The 13717-nt window shown below is 56.5% G+C and carries 14 protein-coding genes and 1 tRNA gene; 6 read left to right on the forward strand and 9 right to left on the reverse strand.

What is annotated here, in order from left to right; all coding sequences use genetic code 11:
- Window positions 1-7: 7 nt before the first annotated feature.
- The gene (locus ACZZ0D_RS17210; protein ID WP_463553866.1) at window positions 8-1045 is read right to left on the reverse strand and encodes a hypothetical protein; all 1038 of its coding nucleotides are present in this window, start codon (window positions 1043-1045) and stop codon (window positions 8-10) included.
- 155 nt (window positions 1046-1200) lie between these two features.
- Here ACZZ0D_RS17210 and ACZZ0D_RS17215 point away from each other — a divergent pair, with 155 nt between their 5' ends.
- The 3 genes from ACZZ0D_RS17215 to ACZZ0D_RS17225 all read left to right on the forward strand — a co-directional run bounded on the left by ACZZ0D_RS17215 (window position 1201) and on the right by ACZZ0D_RS17225 (window position 3964).
- Window positions 1201-1923: a hypothetical protein gene (locus ACZZ0D_RS17215; RefSeq protein ID WP_463553867.1), complete on the forward strand. Its 723-nt coding sequence runs from the start codon at window positions 1201-1203 to the stop codon at window positions 1921-1923.
- A gap of 488 nt (window positions 1924-2411) precedes the next feature.
- On the forward strand, window positions 2412-3140 hold the full coding sequence (locus tag ACZZ0D_RS17220; protein ID WP_463553868.1) for a coiled-coil domain-containing protein: 729 nt from the start codon (window positions 2412-2414) through the stop codon (window positions 3138-3140).
- A gap of 335 nt (window positions 3141-3475) precedes the next feature.
- The gene (locus tag ACZZ0D_RS17225; protein WP_463553869.1) at window positions 3476-3964 is read left to right on the forward strand and encodes a hypothetical protein; all 489 of its coding nucleotides are present in this window, start codon (window positions 3476-3478) and stop codon (window positions 3962-3964) included.
- A 104-nt stretch (window positions 3965-4068) separates the two neighbouring features.
- Here the strand turns inward: ACZZ0D_RS17225 and ACZZ0D_RS17230 are convergent.
- From ACZZ0D_RS17230 to dapA, 5 genes are all read right to left on the reverse strand, one after another.
- Window positions 4069-4158 (reverse strand) — tRNA-Ser (locus ACZZ0D_RS17230).
- 83 nt (window positions 4159-4241) lie between these two features.
- Window positions 4242-4955 carry a phosphoribosylaminoimidazolesuccinocarboxamide synthase gene (gene purC, locus ACZZ0D_RS17235; RefSeq protein ID WP_077571533.1) on the reverse strand — a complete coding sequence of 238 codons (714 nt, stop codon included), beginning with the start codon at window positions 4953-4955 and terminating at the stop codon, window positions 4242-4244.
- Window positions 4956-4983: 28 nt separating this feature from the next.
- Window positions 4984-5745 carry an MBL fold metallo-hydrolase gene (locus ACZZ0D_RS17240; protein ID WP_159814173.1) on the reverse strand — a complete coding sequence of 254 codons (762 nt, stop codon included), beginning with the start codon at window positions 5743-5745 and terminating at the stop codon, window positions 4984-4986.
- A 6-nt stretch (window positions 5746-5751) separates the two neighbouring features.
- Entirely contained in the window at window positions 5752-6867 is a 1116-nt protein-coding gene (gene bamC / locus ACZZ0D_RS17245) for an outer membrane protein assembly factor BamC (protein WP_053118076.1), read from the reverse strand.
- 17 nt (window positions 6868-6884) lie between these two features.
- On the reverse strand, window positions 6885-7763 hold the full coding sequence (gene dapA / locus ACZZ0D_RS17250; protein WP_007911392.1) for a 4-hydroxy-tetrahydrodipicolinate synthase: 879 nt from the start codon (window positions 7761-7763) through the stop codon (window positions 6885-6887).
- Window positions 7764-8091: 328 nt separating this feature from the next.
- On the opposite strand from dapA, the gene ACZZ0D_RS17255 reads away from it, so the two are divergent.
- Both ACZZ0D_RS17255 and ACZZ0D_RS17260 read left to right on the forward strand, forming a co-directional pair.
- Window positions 8092-8652, forward strand: a complete 561-nt coding sequence (locus ACZZ0D_RS17255; protein WP_053118073.1) for a glycine cleavage system transcriptional repressor — start codon at window positions 8092-8094, stop codon at window positions 8650-8652.
- 10 nt (window positions 8653-8662) lie between these two features.
- Window positions 8663-9136, forward strand: coding sequence for a peroxiredoxin (locus ACZZ0D_RS17260; protein WP_159814175.1), 474 nt, complete (start codon window positions 8663-8665; stop codon window positions 9134-9136).
- 108 nt (window positions 9137-9244) lie between these two features.
- Here ACZZ0D_RS17260 and ACZZ0D_RS17265 read toward each other — a convergent pair whose 3' ends face one another.
- A complete protein-coding gene (locus ACZZ0D_RS17265) occupies window positions 9245-10315 on the reverse strand; it encodes an AI-2E family transporter (RefSeq protein ID WP_282356012.1) in 1071 nt (356 codons plus the stop codon).
- Window positions 10316-10349: 34 nt separating this feature from the next.
- Entirely contained in the window at window positions 10350-10589 is a 240-nt protein-coding gene (locus ACZZ0D_RS17270; RefSeq protein WP_053118067.1) for a sulfurtransferase TusA family protein, read from the reverse strand.
- A 98-nt stretch (window positions 10590-10687) separates the two neighbouring features.
- Between ACZZ0D_RS17270 and ACZZ0D_RS17275 the strand changes: the two genes are divergently transcribed.
- Window positions 10688-12121 carry a M48 family metalloprotease gene (locus ACZZ0D_RS17275; RefSeq protein WP_053118065.1) on the forward strand — a complete coding sequence of 478 codons (1434 nt, stop codon included), beginning with the start codon at window positions 10688-10690 and terminating at the stop codon, window positions 12119-12121.
- An 81-nt stretch (window positions 12122-12202) separates the two neighbouring features.
- Here ACZZ0D_RS17275 and ACZZ0D_RS17280 read toward each other — a convergent pair whose 3' ends face one another.
- Window positions 12203-13636: a DegQ family serine endoprotease gene (locus tag ACZZ0D_RS17280; RefSeq protein ID WP_463553870.1), complete on the reverse strand. Its 1434-nt coding sequence runs from the start codon at window positions 13634-13636 to the stop codon at window positions 12203-12205.
- Window positions 13637-13717: the final 81 nt, after the last annotated feature.

A 13717-nucleotide genomic window follows, 5' to 3' on the forward strand; every position in this document is an offset into this window, starting at 1 on the left:
CCTCCGGTCATGATGTCGTCTTCGTCAATATATAGATTAAATACCCGCCAAAGACAGTCGAGGCGAGCGTAGCCACCCAAGAGAAAATTGACGACCCCCAGCGTGTAATCCAATTTTCTTTGATATCCGTGAGCCGGATAGAGGCGTTTGGTATGAATGTCACATGCAGCCAACCTATAAACTTTATCAACCCAAAAACCAATATGCCAACCACTGCTTTCATCCAGAATTCTGGCACGTAGGTTATGGCAACTATCATGACGAACAGTGCAACTTGATTTAGGTTGAGTCCGAACTTTTTGAAGTTTGTTATGATACTTTTTTCGTTCTTCGCCAGTTCGCTACGCAGCATCTGCGCCTTTCCTTCAACCCAGATTTCACGCACACCTTGTGCAACCACACGATTGAAGCCGGATTCTGCAAGCTCTGCAAACGCAAACTTGTTCACGCCAAATTCATCAGGCTCTTGCATGTACACCTTCAGGTAGGTCAGCTTTTTATGTCCGCCCATCAGTGCAAGGAAGTCCTTCTCATGCTGCGTCACCTCCGCTCCAGCGCTTCGGTAGGTCACAACCAGCTTCGCTTCGGCGTTGAAATCTTTTTTCACTGCTTCCATCAGCGATATCACATCGTCTTTCGCCAGCCTCAACGCTCCAAGCGTGTATCCCTGCGTGTAAAACTGTTCAATGTCGAGGTTTGTCTTGTCGGTGTTTGCCGCTCCTACATCGTGCATGTGAGCAACAAACGGCCCCCCCGATCCCGCTGATGTATACCATTCGCCTTTTAGGCTGCCTTCGGGCGTGAGGGCTGCTTTGACGGTCAGCTCAGCGTATTCAACCCCCTCAGTTTCCGTTATGGCCTTGCCAGTCAGCACTACTTCGTCTTTGTACGTGCCTTGTATTTTATAGGTGACGAGCCCGTATTCGTCGTCACGGAAACGAACTACTCCGTCCAGCTCTTCCCCGTCTTTTTCAAAAATGATTGAAAGATTTCCTGTGTTTGTTCCGAATGCTCGCCCTGCCCACAGCTTTCCTAGATTCGCCACAGACAGCCCCCCGTGCTTTCCCAGTTATTCAACGAGTGTAGCCGAGACTCTTTCTGAGAAAGGCCCCTTGAGCAGTACCTTTTCATATGTACGAGCTGCACCGGCTGCGGTGGGCGTCGTGCTAGCATTCTTGCAAAAATGAAGGAGTGGGTCTGATGGACGATGGAGGGGATTTCAAGAAAGCCCGTGGTTTTCTGTTGACGTATTCTGTCTTTCTGCTCGCAATGTGGTTCTTCAAAGCCGAACTGAAATCGTTCAACCTGCTTGGCGTTAGCCTGACACTGGAACATCACAAAGAAAGCATTTGGTTGGTGCTGGCGCTTCTCAACGCATACCTCTGGTTCCGCTGCTGGCAACGTATGCCCCGTCTCGGCTTGTACTTTGACGAGCCTATGCACGATCTGTATGACACAGCACTGGTGTGGTTGGCGGTGAAGGTAAAGCGGTCAGCGCTTAGGCGATGTGCAGAAGAACAGTTCAAGTCGAAGCATGAGCCGGGCGAGCGCATGAAACTACATGCGTGCAGTGGTCAAGCTATGGGGCGTAGTTCTGTTGCGGAGGATCAGCGATACCATGGGGATGAAGCGCCAGAGCTACACCAGATTACTCGCGAAAGCCGCACCAAAATTTCTCTTTGGGCAAACTACAAGTACACCTCAAAGGGGGAATGGACTCCTTTCTGCGGCACTGCAAGTTACGGCGAGTACCAGCCCAGTGCCATCCTGACGCGGACGGCGAAAGCTTTTGCCATAGTCAAAGGCGCTTTCGTGACACCTTGGTTCACTGACCACGTAGCTCCGCTGATACTGGGTGCAATCAGTACCACCATCGCCCTGTGGAAGTGGGTGGAAATTAACTTCCTGGCAGTTGCTGGCTGACGGCGTCTCAGCTTTTTTTTCTGCGGTCACCACAGGAATGTCCCATGCGAACAGTTTGCTGTTCACTTTGGTGCCGGTTCACATCGCTCAGCGTCCATTGAAACCCGTGTGCTCCACCTTCCGTGCAGCAAGTTCAGTGGGGATTCGGTACATGACTGTGAATCCAACGATGCCACTGCGAGCTTCTGTAGACGTAGGCGTGTGGTGTGGTGTGGTGTGTGTGGTGTGGTGTGGTGTCCAACTCTGCACTAATAAACGGTTGTAGTGTTGAAGCAATTCAGCGTGCGAGCCCCCTAGCTCAAAGGCAGGATCGCAATCAACCCATCTACTTCGTCTTTCATTGCAGTTACGCCAAGAGCTGGTGCACATACAGATATCGCTGAGTCTGTGAGCTTCAATAGTTGTGTTTTTCAGGTGCCCAACTGTGGTTGGCTTTCAAACAGATGACTCGGTTAACATCCGCGAGAATAAGGTGCACAGGCGGAGAAATGCAGATGGTTAACGCAAAGAAGGAATCTAAGTTAAAAACCGTAAAGAAGCTTGCGTGGTGGGTGGTCGCTACGGTGGTAGCGGTGCCGATAACGAAATGGGTCGAGTCTCAATTCAACTTTTCGTTTTTCAGCCCCGCAATTTCCGGACTGTGGAACTGGATGAACCTTTCAGTTTCCCTGCCGCTATGGGCACTCGTTGCGGTCACCGTATGGGCTTTGCTGATGGTGGGAGTGGTGGTTTGGGTAATCGTTGATGCAAATGCAAAGCTGCAAGCCGCTGATACGGAATTGAATGCTGCGAATGCGAAACTCAGTGAACTGAACTCCATCCAAGCCAAACTGAATTCGACTCAAGCGGAACTGGATGCACATAAAGCAGAGCTGAAGACTGCTCACGCAGAGATTGCAGGCTTGAAGGAACCCGAGGTGCCACCTCTGACGCCGGAACAGGATAAGGTCATCTCAGCCATCGCTGCCTACGACAATGCTGACAGGGAATGCCGCACCAAAGATCTTCCCTCCGTTACCGAACTGACGCTATTGCAGGTTGAGGGCGCTTCAGACGTGCTCGCAAAGAGAAAACTGATTCAATTTTCTTATGCAACATCTGGCAAATACGTGACTTTGACTTCAGAGGGTCGTGCATACGTTTTGCGTCCAGATTTCCTGCCGCCCCTGCTGCCGTTTATGCCGGTGTTTCCTCCGGCTATTTTTGGACGCATATAGCTACATCGAACACACTACAGGCAAGCTCACGCCGAACTTTATTCCGATTCTCGCGATTGAATAGCCGGGAGTGCTGACGTGGAGTGATTGACTGGGGCTGGAATTTCTCCAGACAGGGATCTGGAAGCATCAGCGATACCAGAGGACTGGACACTGGCGGCAGGCTCGTTGCTTTCTCGTATCAAGGTGATAGGGCTGCACCTCGCCAGACTGTTGCCGCTTCGCTCTCTATATAATGCGACGGAAATACAAGTACTTATATATATCGGTACTTGCAAGCATCTGCGACTCCCCTCCACTCACAGACCCACCTACAGTACGAAGGGTAAAATGCGATGGAAACTAGTGAAATCATCAGCACCGCAGGCTTGCTTCTTACCGCTTTAATAGCTGCCAGTGGCTGGCTCTGGCAACGCTGGCAGGAACGTACAAGCGTTCGCGTGGCTATCGTTGCGGAGGTGTTGGCGCTGAGAAAGGTCGCCGTAGAGCGTGATTACCTTTCCGCCCTGATCGAATTTGGGAACGAATTACTTGCAATGCCGGAAGACGAGCGTCCATGGGCATCATTGCAGGTGCGAATTCCCGAACACTATTGCAGAGTTTATGTCGCGAACCTCGGGAAGCTGGGATACCTATCGCCGAAGGATGCACAGTTGGTTGTCAGCTTCTACCAATACGTCGATAGCGTTGTGCAGGACGTCACAAAGGGCGGAATCATCTACGAAGGGACGAATGATCCAGAAGCTTTCACAGAGGCTGCAAACGTTCTGAAATTTGCGTTAGATGCTGCCCAGCAACTGGCTGACAGACATGTGAAGAAATGACCGCAGGGGAACGCAAACAGCACCGCTGAAGTAGTACAACAGAGTAGTACAACCGGAAAACAAAAATCCCCGTAAACCATTGATTTACGGGGATTTTCTATGTATGGCGGAGAGATAGGGATTCGAACCCTAGGTACCGGTGAAGGTACAACGGATTTCGAATCCGTCCCATTCGGCCACTCTGGCATCTCTCCAACGGCGCGCATCATAACAACACTTTTACCGAAAGCAAACCCTCTTTCGAAAATTTCTTCGTGCTATCAGATGCTTGCGTCGATTAAAGCGGTACGCCCAGACGATTGGCGACTTCTTCGTAGGCTTCGATGACATCACCAAGGCCCTGGCGGAAGCGGTCTTTGTCCATCTTCTTCTTGGTGTCCTTGTCCCACAGACGGCAGCCGTCCGGGCTGAACTCGTCGCCGAGGACGATGGAGCCGTCGCTGAACACGCCGAACTCGAGCTTGAAGTCGACCAGCAACAGACCAGCGTCATCGAACAGCTTGGACAGGACTTCGTTGACCTTGAGCGACAGTTCTTTCATGCGAACCAGTTGCTCGGCAGTGCCCCAACCGAACGCCACAACGTGGGATTCGTTGATGAACGGGTCGCCCTTGGCGTCGTCCTTGAGGAACAGTTCGAAGGTGTAAGGGTTGAGCTTCAGGCCTTCTTCGACGCCCAGACGCTTGACCAGGCTGCCGGCGGCGTAGTTACGCACGACGCACTCGACCGGGATCATGTCGAGCTTCTTCACCAGGACTTCGTTGTCGGCCAGCAGTTTGTCGAATTGGGTCGGAATGCCGGCCGCTTCGAGTTTCTGCATGATGAAGGCGTTGAACTTGTTGTTGACCATGCCTTTGCGGTCAAGCTGCTCGATGCGCTTGCCGTCGAACGCCGAGGTGTCGTTGCGAAACAGCAGGATCAAGCGGTCAGCGTCGTCGGTCTTGTAAACCGATTTGGCTTTGCCGCGGTAGAGTTCTTCACGTTTTTCCATGATGGGCTCCGCTTGCTAAGTAGGTGGGCTAGGCGATGTGGCGCCAGTCGAGCCCTGAATCTTGATCGGCCAGTTGCAGCCAGTCCGGGTCGCACCCGAGGGTGTCGACAAAACATTGCCGGGCCAGCTGCGGCATGTTGTTCTTGCTGCTCAGATGAGCCAGGACAAGGTGTTGCAAGCCCTGCCAGCCCAACTCGGACACCAGGAAAGCCGCCTGATGGTTGTTCAAATGTCCCAGCTCGCCGCCCACCCGCTGCTTGAGAAAGTACGGGTAGTGCCCACGGGCCAGCATGTCACGACAATGGTTGGACTCGATCATCAACGCATCGAGATCCCGATAACCGTCCAGCACCCGCTCGCAGTAGGAACCCAGATCGGTCAGCAGGCCGAAGCGCCGCTGCTCTTGATCACTGAAGACATACTGGGTCGGTTCCTGCGCATCGTGGGCCACGGCAATGACCCCGATGTTCAGTGCACCGATCTGCAGTTGCTCGCCGCCGGCCAGCAAGCCTGCGGGTTCAATCGGTTTGCGCATCCCGCGCAGTGTGCCGCGACTGAGGTAGACCGGCAGATTGTAGCGCCGAGACAGTAAACCCACGCCATGCACGTGGTCGGCATGTTCGTGGGTTACGAGTATCGCGCTCAGTTGCGCCGGGTTCACACCCAGACGCAACAGGCGTTTTTCGGTTTCCCGCAGGGAAAAACCACAATCCACCAGCACATACGTATCAGCACTGGCGATCAGCGTGCCGTTCCCTTGGCTACCGCTGCCGAGAACGGCAAAACGCATGGTTGATCAGCCCAGGTTGTCCTGAATCACGCTCAGCACTTTACGCGCCACTTCAGCCGGCGCGACGGTGTTGATGTTTTTCTCGACGGTGACCTGAATGTTCTCGCCAACCTTGCTCAGGCGAACCTGATAACGCTCGGCACGGGATTCAACTTCTTCCTTGGTCGGCGCACTGCCGAACAGGCTGCTGAAGAAACCAGGCTTGTCGTCTTTCTTCTCGGCTTTTTCGGCCAGGTTGATGTAGTACAGACCGAGGCTGCGGTTGATGTCTTCAACGCGCCATTCGCCTTGTTCCAGTGCACGGCCAACGCTCGACCAGGCACGATCCAGATCGGTACCGACGTTCAACACCGGGTTGCCGCTGCCGTCTTCACTGAGGCTGACGCGGCTCGGGGTATCGAAATCACGCGAAGCGAGCATCGACACCGAACCGCCCTTCTCGGAGATCCGGCTCATGCTTGCGAGCATGTCGTCGACCAGCGCAGCGTCCAGGCCAGTGTTGACCGAGCGGTTGGTGAAATCGACATCGGCGGTGCTGCCGGCAGGACGCTCGGCGCTGACCACGTAGATTTCACTGGTGTTGCGCTGCACGCCTGGCTCGATACGCACACGGACGCGGGTTTCGCTGTCAGTGGCGACGCCGGCCGCGCTCAGGCGCTTGGCCATCGACGCGGACAGCTCATCGGAATGCTGCCAGGTGGTGGTGAATTCGCCGGTTTGCGGACGCTGTTCATCCAGACGGAAACCGTTGTCCTGGAAGAACTGCACCGCCACTGGCCAGACTTCGGCCGGTGGATGCTGGGCCATGACCCAACGCGAATCGCCGCTCTTCTGCAACGAGTAGTCAGTGGCATCGGCGATGGCCGACAGTGGCTGAGGACGTGGAACCACGTATTCGCCCTTGGCGGTGTCATCAGCGACGTTGCGCGGGATCGGCAGCAGCGGATCCAGACGCTTGGAGGTACTGACATCCGGTGGCAGTTGCATCGGTGCAGTCTGTTGCGCTTCCAGGTAATCGCTACCACGGTCACGGAAATAACCTTCCGGGCCCCAGACCCATCCGCAGCCACTGGTGCTGGAGATAATCAAGGCAAGTGCGGAAAGTCCGGCCATTCGCTTCATGCGTTGTACTTCCTCAATTAAACCAGGACGCTGCACTGGCGCAGGGCCGAGCGCAGCGTTTCATGACAAGGTGTGCTCAGCCAGGTCAGCGGCAAGCGGATGCCTTCATGCATCAGGCCCATTTCAACCAAAGCCCACTTCACCGGAATCGGGTTGGCTTCGATGAACAGGTCTTTGTGCAGCGGCATCAGTTTTTCGTTGATGGCCCGTGCGGTGTCGGCGTCGCCTTTCAGCGCGGCCTCACACAGATCGGCCATTTCGCGCGGCGCGACGTTGGCGGTCACAGAGATGTTGCCTTTGCCGCCCAGCAGGATCAGTTCAACGGCGGTTGGATCATCGCCGGACAGCACGATGAAATCTTTGCTCACGCCATCGATGATCGCTTTGGCGCGTTTCAGATCGCCGGTGGCTTCCTTGATACCGATGATGTTCGGCACGGTGGACAGGCGAATCACGGTCTCGGCCTGCATGTCGCACGACGTGCGGCCCGGAACGTTGTAGAGAATCTGTGGAATGTCGACCGATTCAGCAATGTGTTTGAAGTGCTGGTACAGGCCTTCCTGAGTCGGCTTGTTGTAGTACGGAACGACCAGCAGGCAGGCATCGGCGCCGGCTTCTTTGGCGTTGCGGGTCAGCTCGACGGCTTCGCGGGTCGAGTTGGCGCCAGTGCCGGCGATGACCGGGATGCGCCCGGCAACCTGTTTGACCACGGCTTTGATGACGGCGATGTGTTCTTCTACATCAAGGGTTGCCGACTCGCCGGTAGTACCGACCGCGACAATGGCATGGGTGCCGTTCTTGAGATGGAAGTCCACGAGTTTGCTGAGGCTGTCCCAGTCAAGACGCCCTTGTGCATCCATGGGAGTGACCAGTGCCACCATACTGCCCGCAATCATGAAACCGCTCCTGCCGGAAAAAGAGAGCGGTAATGGTACTGGCGCCAAGATGCTTGCACAAGCGAAGTACTGCGCTGCCGCCATTCCCCTTGGCCGCGCTTTTCGCTACCCTTCAGACTTTGATCGGTACCGATCAGCTTGTACGCCGGGTTCCAGCCTCCCTTTTCGGCCTCCCAGACCCCGTTCCTGCGTCGCATCGACGCGCTCCCGCTATAGTGGAGCGAGCCGCGAGCGCTTGCCGGGTCTATTGCATGGACAGCCAGAACAGGCGCGCCCCGGCCACCAGCGTCCGTCACCTACCGACCGCTCATCGCTTTAGGAATGCTGCATGTCCACCCCCACAGTTCGCGAACAATTCCTTGTCATCAGTGCCCTCGGCGCCAACCCCATGGAGCTGACTAACGTCCTGTGCCGCGCCAGCCATGAAAATCGCTGCGCCGTGGTCACCTCCCGTCTGACTCGCCACGGCGAGTGCAGCGCGTTGATCCTCGAGATCACCGGCAGTTGGGACGCCCTCGCCCGCCTCGAAGGCAGTCTGCCGAGTCTGGCCAAGAAACACGCTTTCACCGCCAACGTGGTGCGCAGCGCGCCGCTGGAAAATCGTCCGCAGGCCCTGCCGTACGTGGCTTATGTGAGTTCGGCGTATCGCCCGGACATCATCAATGAGCTGTGCCAGTTCTTCATGGATCACAACGTCGAGCTGGAAAACCTGACCTGCGACACGTATCAGGCGCCACAGACCGGCGGCACCATGCTCAACGCCACGTTCACCGTGACCCTGCCGGCCGGCACCCAGATCAGTTGGCTGCGCGACCAGTTCCTCGATTTCTCCGACGCAATGAATCTCGACGCACTGATCGAGCCTTGGCGCCCACAGAACCCAATGTAAGGAAGCTTTCATGGCCGTTGTCATCGACCAACCGGTTGCCGATTTCGAAGCACCTGCCACCAGCGGGCAGACCGTCAAGTTGTCTGCCCTCAAGGGCAAGCAAGTGGTGATCTACTTTTATCCGAAGGACAGCACCCCGGGCTGCACCACTCAAGGTCAGGGCTTTCGTGATCAACATGAAGCGTTCAAGGCTGCCAACACCGAAGTCTTCGGCATTTCGCGCGACAGCCTGAAGTCCCACGAGAACTTCAAGGGCAAGCAGGAATTTCCCTTTGAGTTGATCAGCGACAAGGACGAGGCGGTCTGCCAGTTGTTCGACGTGATCAAGTTGAAGAAGCTGTACGGCAAGGAATACCTGGGCGTTGATCGCAGCACCTTCCTGATTGATAAGGACGGTGTGCTGCGTCAGGAATGGCGCGGTGTGAAAGTGCCGGGGCATGTGGATGCTGTTCTGGCTGCTGCTCAGGAACTGAACAAGGCCTAAGATCAAAAGATCGCAGCCTGCGGCAGCTCCTACAGGAGTCGTGCCATCGCGAAATATGCGATCGGGAATCGAATCTGTAGGAGCTGCCGAAGGCTGCGATCTTTTGCTTTAAAGCAGCGGCGCCACTTCCGGTTCCTTGCGCGGCCAGGCATCCAACACTGCCTTGAATAGCGTCGCCAGCGGAATCGCAAAGAACACCCCCCAAAATCCCCACAATCCGCCAAACAACAACACCGCGCAAATAATCGCCACCGGGTGCAAGTTGACTGCCTCGGAAAACAGCAACGGCACCAGCACGTTGCCATCCAGCGTCTGGATGATCCCGTACACCGCCATCAAATAGATGAACTGATCGCTCCAGCCCCACTGGAACAACGCAATCAACAGCACCGGCACCGTGACCACCACTGCACCCACATACGGCACCACCACCGAAATCCCGACCAGCAACGCCAGCAGCGCCGCGTAATTGAGCCCGAGCGCGACGAAAGCGATGTAGGTCACGCCGCCACAGATCACGATCTCGATGACTTTGCCGCGAATGTAATTGGCGATTTGCCGGTTCATTTCTTGCGCGACTCGCGTAATCAACGCGCGCTCACGCGGCAGATAACCGCGCACCCACTCGCCGATCATGGCACGGTCTTTAAGGAAGAAGAACACCAGAATCGGCACCAACACCAAATAGATCATGATGTTCACCAGCAGCGGCAGACTCGACAACGAAAACGTCAGCGCCCACTGACCGAACTTGCCAATCTCGCCGCGCGCCGCTTCGATGGCTTGCAGCACTTGCTCATCGGAGACCAGATGCGGATAGCGCTCCGGCAGCAACAGCAGCAGCGACTGCCACTTGGCAAGCATGCCCGGTAGTTCGTTGAACAGCGTGATCAACTGATGCCAGAGCAGCGGCATGACCACGACAATAAACAGCATCAACACGCCCATAAACAGCGCAAACACCAATCCCACGGCCACGCCGCCCGGCACGCGCAGGCGTTCGAGCGTGACCACCAGGCCCTGCATCAGATACGCCAGTACCATCCCCGCCAGCACCGGCGCGAGCATGCCGCCGAGGGTGAGCACGGCGGTGAAGGCAAGAATCAGCAACACTGCCAGCACCACGGCTTCTTCGTCGGAGAAGTAGCGCTGAATCCAGTCGCGTAACACTTTGAACATCAATAATCCTTAAGTTGTTTTTACGCTGTCGGCTTCAGGCTTTTTTCAACCAGTAACGGTAAACGCCCGCGTCGTCTTCTTCGAGCAGCAGCGTATGACCGGCCAATTTGGCAAAGGTGCGGAAGTCGCGTTGCGAGCCGGCGTCGGTGGCGATCACCTTGAGCACCGCGCCGCTGTGCAGTTTATTCAATTCCATTTTCGCCTTGAGCAACGGCAACGGACAATTCAGGCCACTGGCGTCCAGTTCCACGTCATGGGCTACAGCGTCAGTCATTGCGTCACTCCGATCGAGATAGTCGAGCTGCCTAGAATATCTGGTCGCAAGCCCGGTGTCCGGCTACAGTAAGGTCTTTGTCTTCTAAGGCTTTGTGCATGACTTTTCTGCGCCCTACCCTGCTGACGCTCGCTTGCCTGCTCGCCTCACCAGGCTTTGCCGACGATCTGCCGTCACTCGGCGACGCCAGTTCTGCCATCGTCTCACCGCAACAGGAATACCAGCTTGGCCGCGCGTGGCTGGCAATGCTGCGCAGCCAGGTCTCGCAGCTTAACGATCCGCAACTCAAGGACTACGTCGAGTCCAGCGTGTACAAACTGGTCGAGACCAGCCAGGTCACTGACCGACGCCTCGAATTCATTCTGATCAACAGCCCGCAGCTCAACGCCTTCGCGGCGCCTGGCGGCGTGGTCGGGGTCAACGGTGGTTTGTTCCTCAATGCCCAGACCGAGGGCGAATACGCTTCGGTACTGGCGCACGAATTGGCTCACTTGTCGCAACGCCACTTCGCTCGCGGCGTCGAAGCCTCGCAGCGCATGCAAGTGCCGATGATGGCCGCGCTGCTGGCCGGTATCGTCATTGCGGCGGCCGGTGGCGGTGATGCCGGGATCGCCGCGATTGCCGGCACCCAGGCAGCGGCGATTCAATCGCAACGCACGTTCTCGCGGCAGAACGAACAGGAAGCCGACCGCATCGGCATCCTCAATCTGGAAAAGGCCGGTTACGACCCACGCTCGATGCCGACGATGTTCGAACGCTTGATGCGTCAGTACCGTTTCGACGCCAAGCCACCCGAATTTCTGCTGACTCACCCGGTAACGGAATCGCGTATCGCCGACACCCGCAACCGCGCCGAACAGGCGAAACCGGGCGGGATCGAAGACACCATGCGCTATCAGCTGATTCGTGCACGCGTGCAGTTGATCTACGAAGAAACCCCGGGCCTTGGCGCCAAGCGTTTCCGCGCGCAGCTGGATGAAAACCCGAAGAACGATGTGGCGCGCTACGGTCTGGCCATCGCGCAGATCAAGGGTGGACAGTTGAATGAGGCTCGCGAGAACCTGAAACAACTGCTGGCCAAATCGCCGAACGAGATCATCTACAACCTCGCGCAAGTCGATCTGGACATCACCAACAATCGCCTGCCCGACGCGCAATCGCGTGTTGACCGCATGCTCACGCAGTATCCGGGCAACTATCCGCTAAATCAGGTTCGCGTAGATTTACTGTTGAAGCAGAATCGCTCGGCCGATGCCGAGAAAGCACTGGAAGGTCTGTTGAAGTCGCGGCCAAACGATCCGGACGTCTGGTACCAAGTTGCCGAGACCCGTGGTTTGTCGGGCAACATCATCGGTTTGCATCAGGCTCGCGCCGAATACTTCGCGCTGGTTGGCGATTACCGTCAGGCGATTCAGCAACTCGACTTTGCCAAGCGTAAGGCGGGCAACAACTTCCCATTGTCGTCTCGCATCGATGCCCGTCAGCGCGAGCTGATGGAGCAGGAACGCATGATCAAGGACATGATGGGCTGAGTTTTATCCAGCAACACAAAATCTTCGGACACAAAAAAACCGCCTCTTTCGAGGCGGTTTCTTTTTTACCTTGCCGCTGGTTTATTCAGCCAGTTTGAAGGTGATGAAGCTCGCACGACCCTGACGCAGAACGCGCATCGACACCGAACGATTCTTCGGCAGCGCTTTGGCGATCTCGCCGAACTCCTTGGTGGAGCCGATAGCCTGGTTGTTCAGGTGCGTGATGACGTCACCCGGTTGCAGACCGATCAGGGCAGCTGGGCCGTCCTGCACTTCCTTGATCACCACACCACCTTTGAGGTCGTAGGTTTTCTTCTGCTCGGCGGTCAACTCGCCCACGGCAACACCGAGACGGTTGCTGGTGGTTTCAGCGCCGGACTTCGGCAGTGCATCCAGTTCTTTGTCTTCGTCCGGGATGGCGCCAACGGTCAGCTCGACGTTCTTGCGCTTGCCTTCACGAATCACTTCCAGATTGGCTTTGGCGCCAGCCTTCAGTGCGCCAACCAGGTGCGGCAGGTCAGCAGACATAACGATCGGCTGACCGTTCATGCTCAGAATCACGTCGCCGACTTGCAGGCCGCCCTTGGCTGCCGGGCCGTCATCCTGAATCTGTGCAACCAGCGCACCGGCCGGTTTCTCCAGACCGAACGACTCGGCCAGATCCTTGTTCACTTCCTGGATGACCACACCCAACCAGCCACGGCTGACTTTGCCGCCGCTTTTCAGCTGATTGGAAACGTCCATCGCCACGTCGATCGGGATGGCGAACGACACGCCCATGAAGCCACCGGAACGGGTGTAGATCTGCGAGTTGATGCCGACCACTTCACCGTTCAGGTTGAACAGCGGGCCACCGGAGTTGCCCGGGTTGATCGGCACGTCGGTCTGGATGAATGGCACGTAGTTTTCGTTCGGCAGACTGCGGCCGACGGCGCTGACGATGCCTTGGGTCACGGTGTGGTCAAAGCCGAATGGCGAACCGATCGCGACAACCCACTGGCCGGCTTTCAGATCCTGGGATTTGCCGAGTTTGAGTACTGGCAGGTCTTTGCCTTCGATTTTCAGCAGGGCCACGTCGGAACGCGGGTCGGTGCCGATCAGCTTGGCTTTCATTTCGCTGCGATCAGCCAGACGCACGAGAATCTCGTCAGCATCAGCGATCACATGGTTGTTGGTCAGGATGTAGCCATCCGGAGAGATGATGAAGCCTGAGCCCAGCGATGTCGCTTCACGCTGACGACCACCACCGCCCGGTGAACGCTGCTGAGGCGGCATGCCGCGCTCGAAGAACTCGCGCAGCATCGGCGGCAAGCCTTCCAGATCCGGCATCTGCTGGTTCACTTTGCGATCCGGCAGTTTCTGCGTGGTACTGATGTTCACCACGGCCGGCGACGCTTGCTCGACCAGTTGCGTGAAGTCCGGCAGATCGGCCGCTTGCGCAGCAGGCACCGCCTGACCGAGCAATAGCACGGCGGCGAAAATGGACAGATAAGATTTCAAGCTAGGTATCGACATACAGCTCCCGTTACGACGAGCAGGTTTAAGCGATATGGAACAAGAATCACCGGCAACCACAAGCTGGCGCTTTTATTCCAG

This window comes from Pseudomonas sp. AC193 (assembly GCF_979258075.1).

Coding starts and splice junctions, on each gene's coding strand:
- ACZZ0D_RS17215 (WP_463553867.1), top strand. CDS start 1,201: ATGGACGATGGAGGGGATTTCAAGAAAGCCCGTGGTTTTCTGTTGACG.
- ACZZ0D_RS17220 (WP_463553868.1), top strand. CDS start 2,412: ATGCAGATGGTTAACGCAAAGAAGGAATCTAAGTTAAAAACCGTAAAG.
- ACZZ0D_RS17225 (WP_463553869.1), top strand. CDS start 3,476: ATGGAAACTAGTGAAATCATCAGCACCGCAGGCTTGCTTCTTACCGCT.
- purC (WP_077571533.1), bottom strand. CDS start 4,955: ATGGAAAAACGTGAAGAACTCTACCGCGGCAAAGCCAAATCGGTTTAC.
- ACZZ0D_RS17240 (WP_159814173.1), bottom strand. CDS start 5,745: ATGCGTTTTGCCGTTCTCGGCAGCGGTAGCCAAGGGAACGGCACGCTG.
- bamC (WP_053118076.1), bottom strand. CDS start 6,867: ATGAAGCGAATGGCCGGACTTTCCGCACTTGCCTTGATTATCTCCAGC.
- dapA (WP_007911392.1), bottom strand. CDS start 7,763: ATGATTGCGGGCAGTATGGTGGCACTGGTCACTCCCATGGATGCACAA.
- ACZZ0D_RS17255 (WP_053118073.1), top strand. CDS start 8,092: ATGTCCACCCCCACAGTTCGCGAACAATTCCTTGTCATCAGTGCCCTC.
- ACZZ0D_RS17260 (WP_159814175.1), top strand. CDS start 8,663: ATGGCCGTTGTCATCGACCAACCGGTTGCCGATTTCGAAGCACCTGCC.
- ACZZ0D_RS17265 (WP_282356012.1), bottom strand. CDS start 10,315: ATGTTCAAAGTGTTACGCGACTGGATTCAGCGCTACTTCTCCGACGAA.
- ACZZ0D_RS17270 (WP_053118067.1), bottom strand. CDS start 10,589: ATGACTGACGCTGTAGCCCATGACGTGGAACTGGACGCCAGTGGCCTG.
- ACZZ0D_RS17275 (WP_053118065.1), top strand. CDS start 10,688: ATGACTTTTCTGCGCCCTACCCTGCTGACGCTCGCTTGCCTGCTCGCC.
- ACZZ0D_RS17280 (WP_463553870.1), bottom strand. CDS start 13,636: ATGTCGATACCTAGCTTGAAATCTTATCTGTCCATTTTCGCCGCCGTG.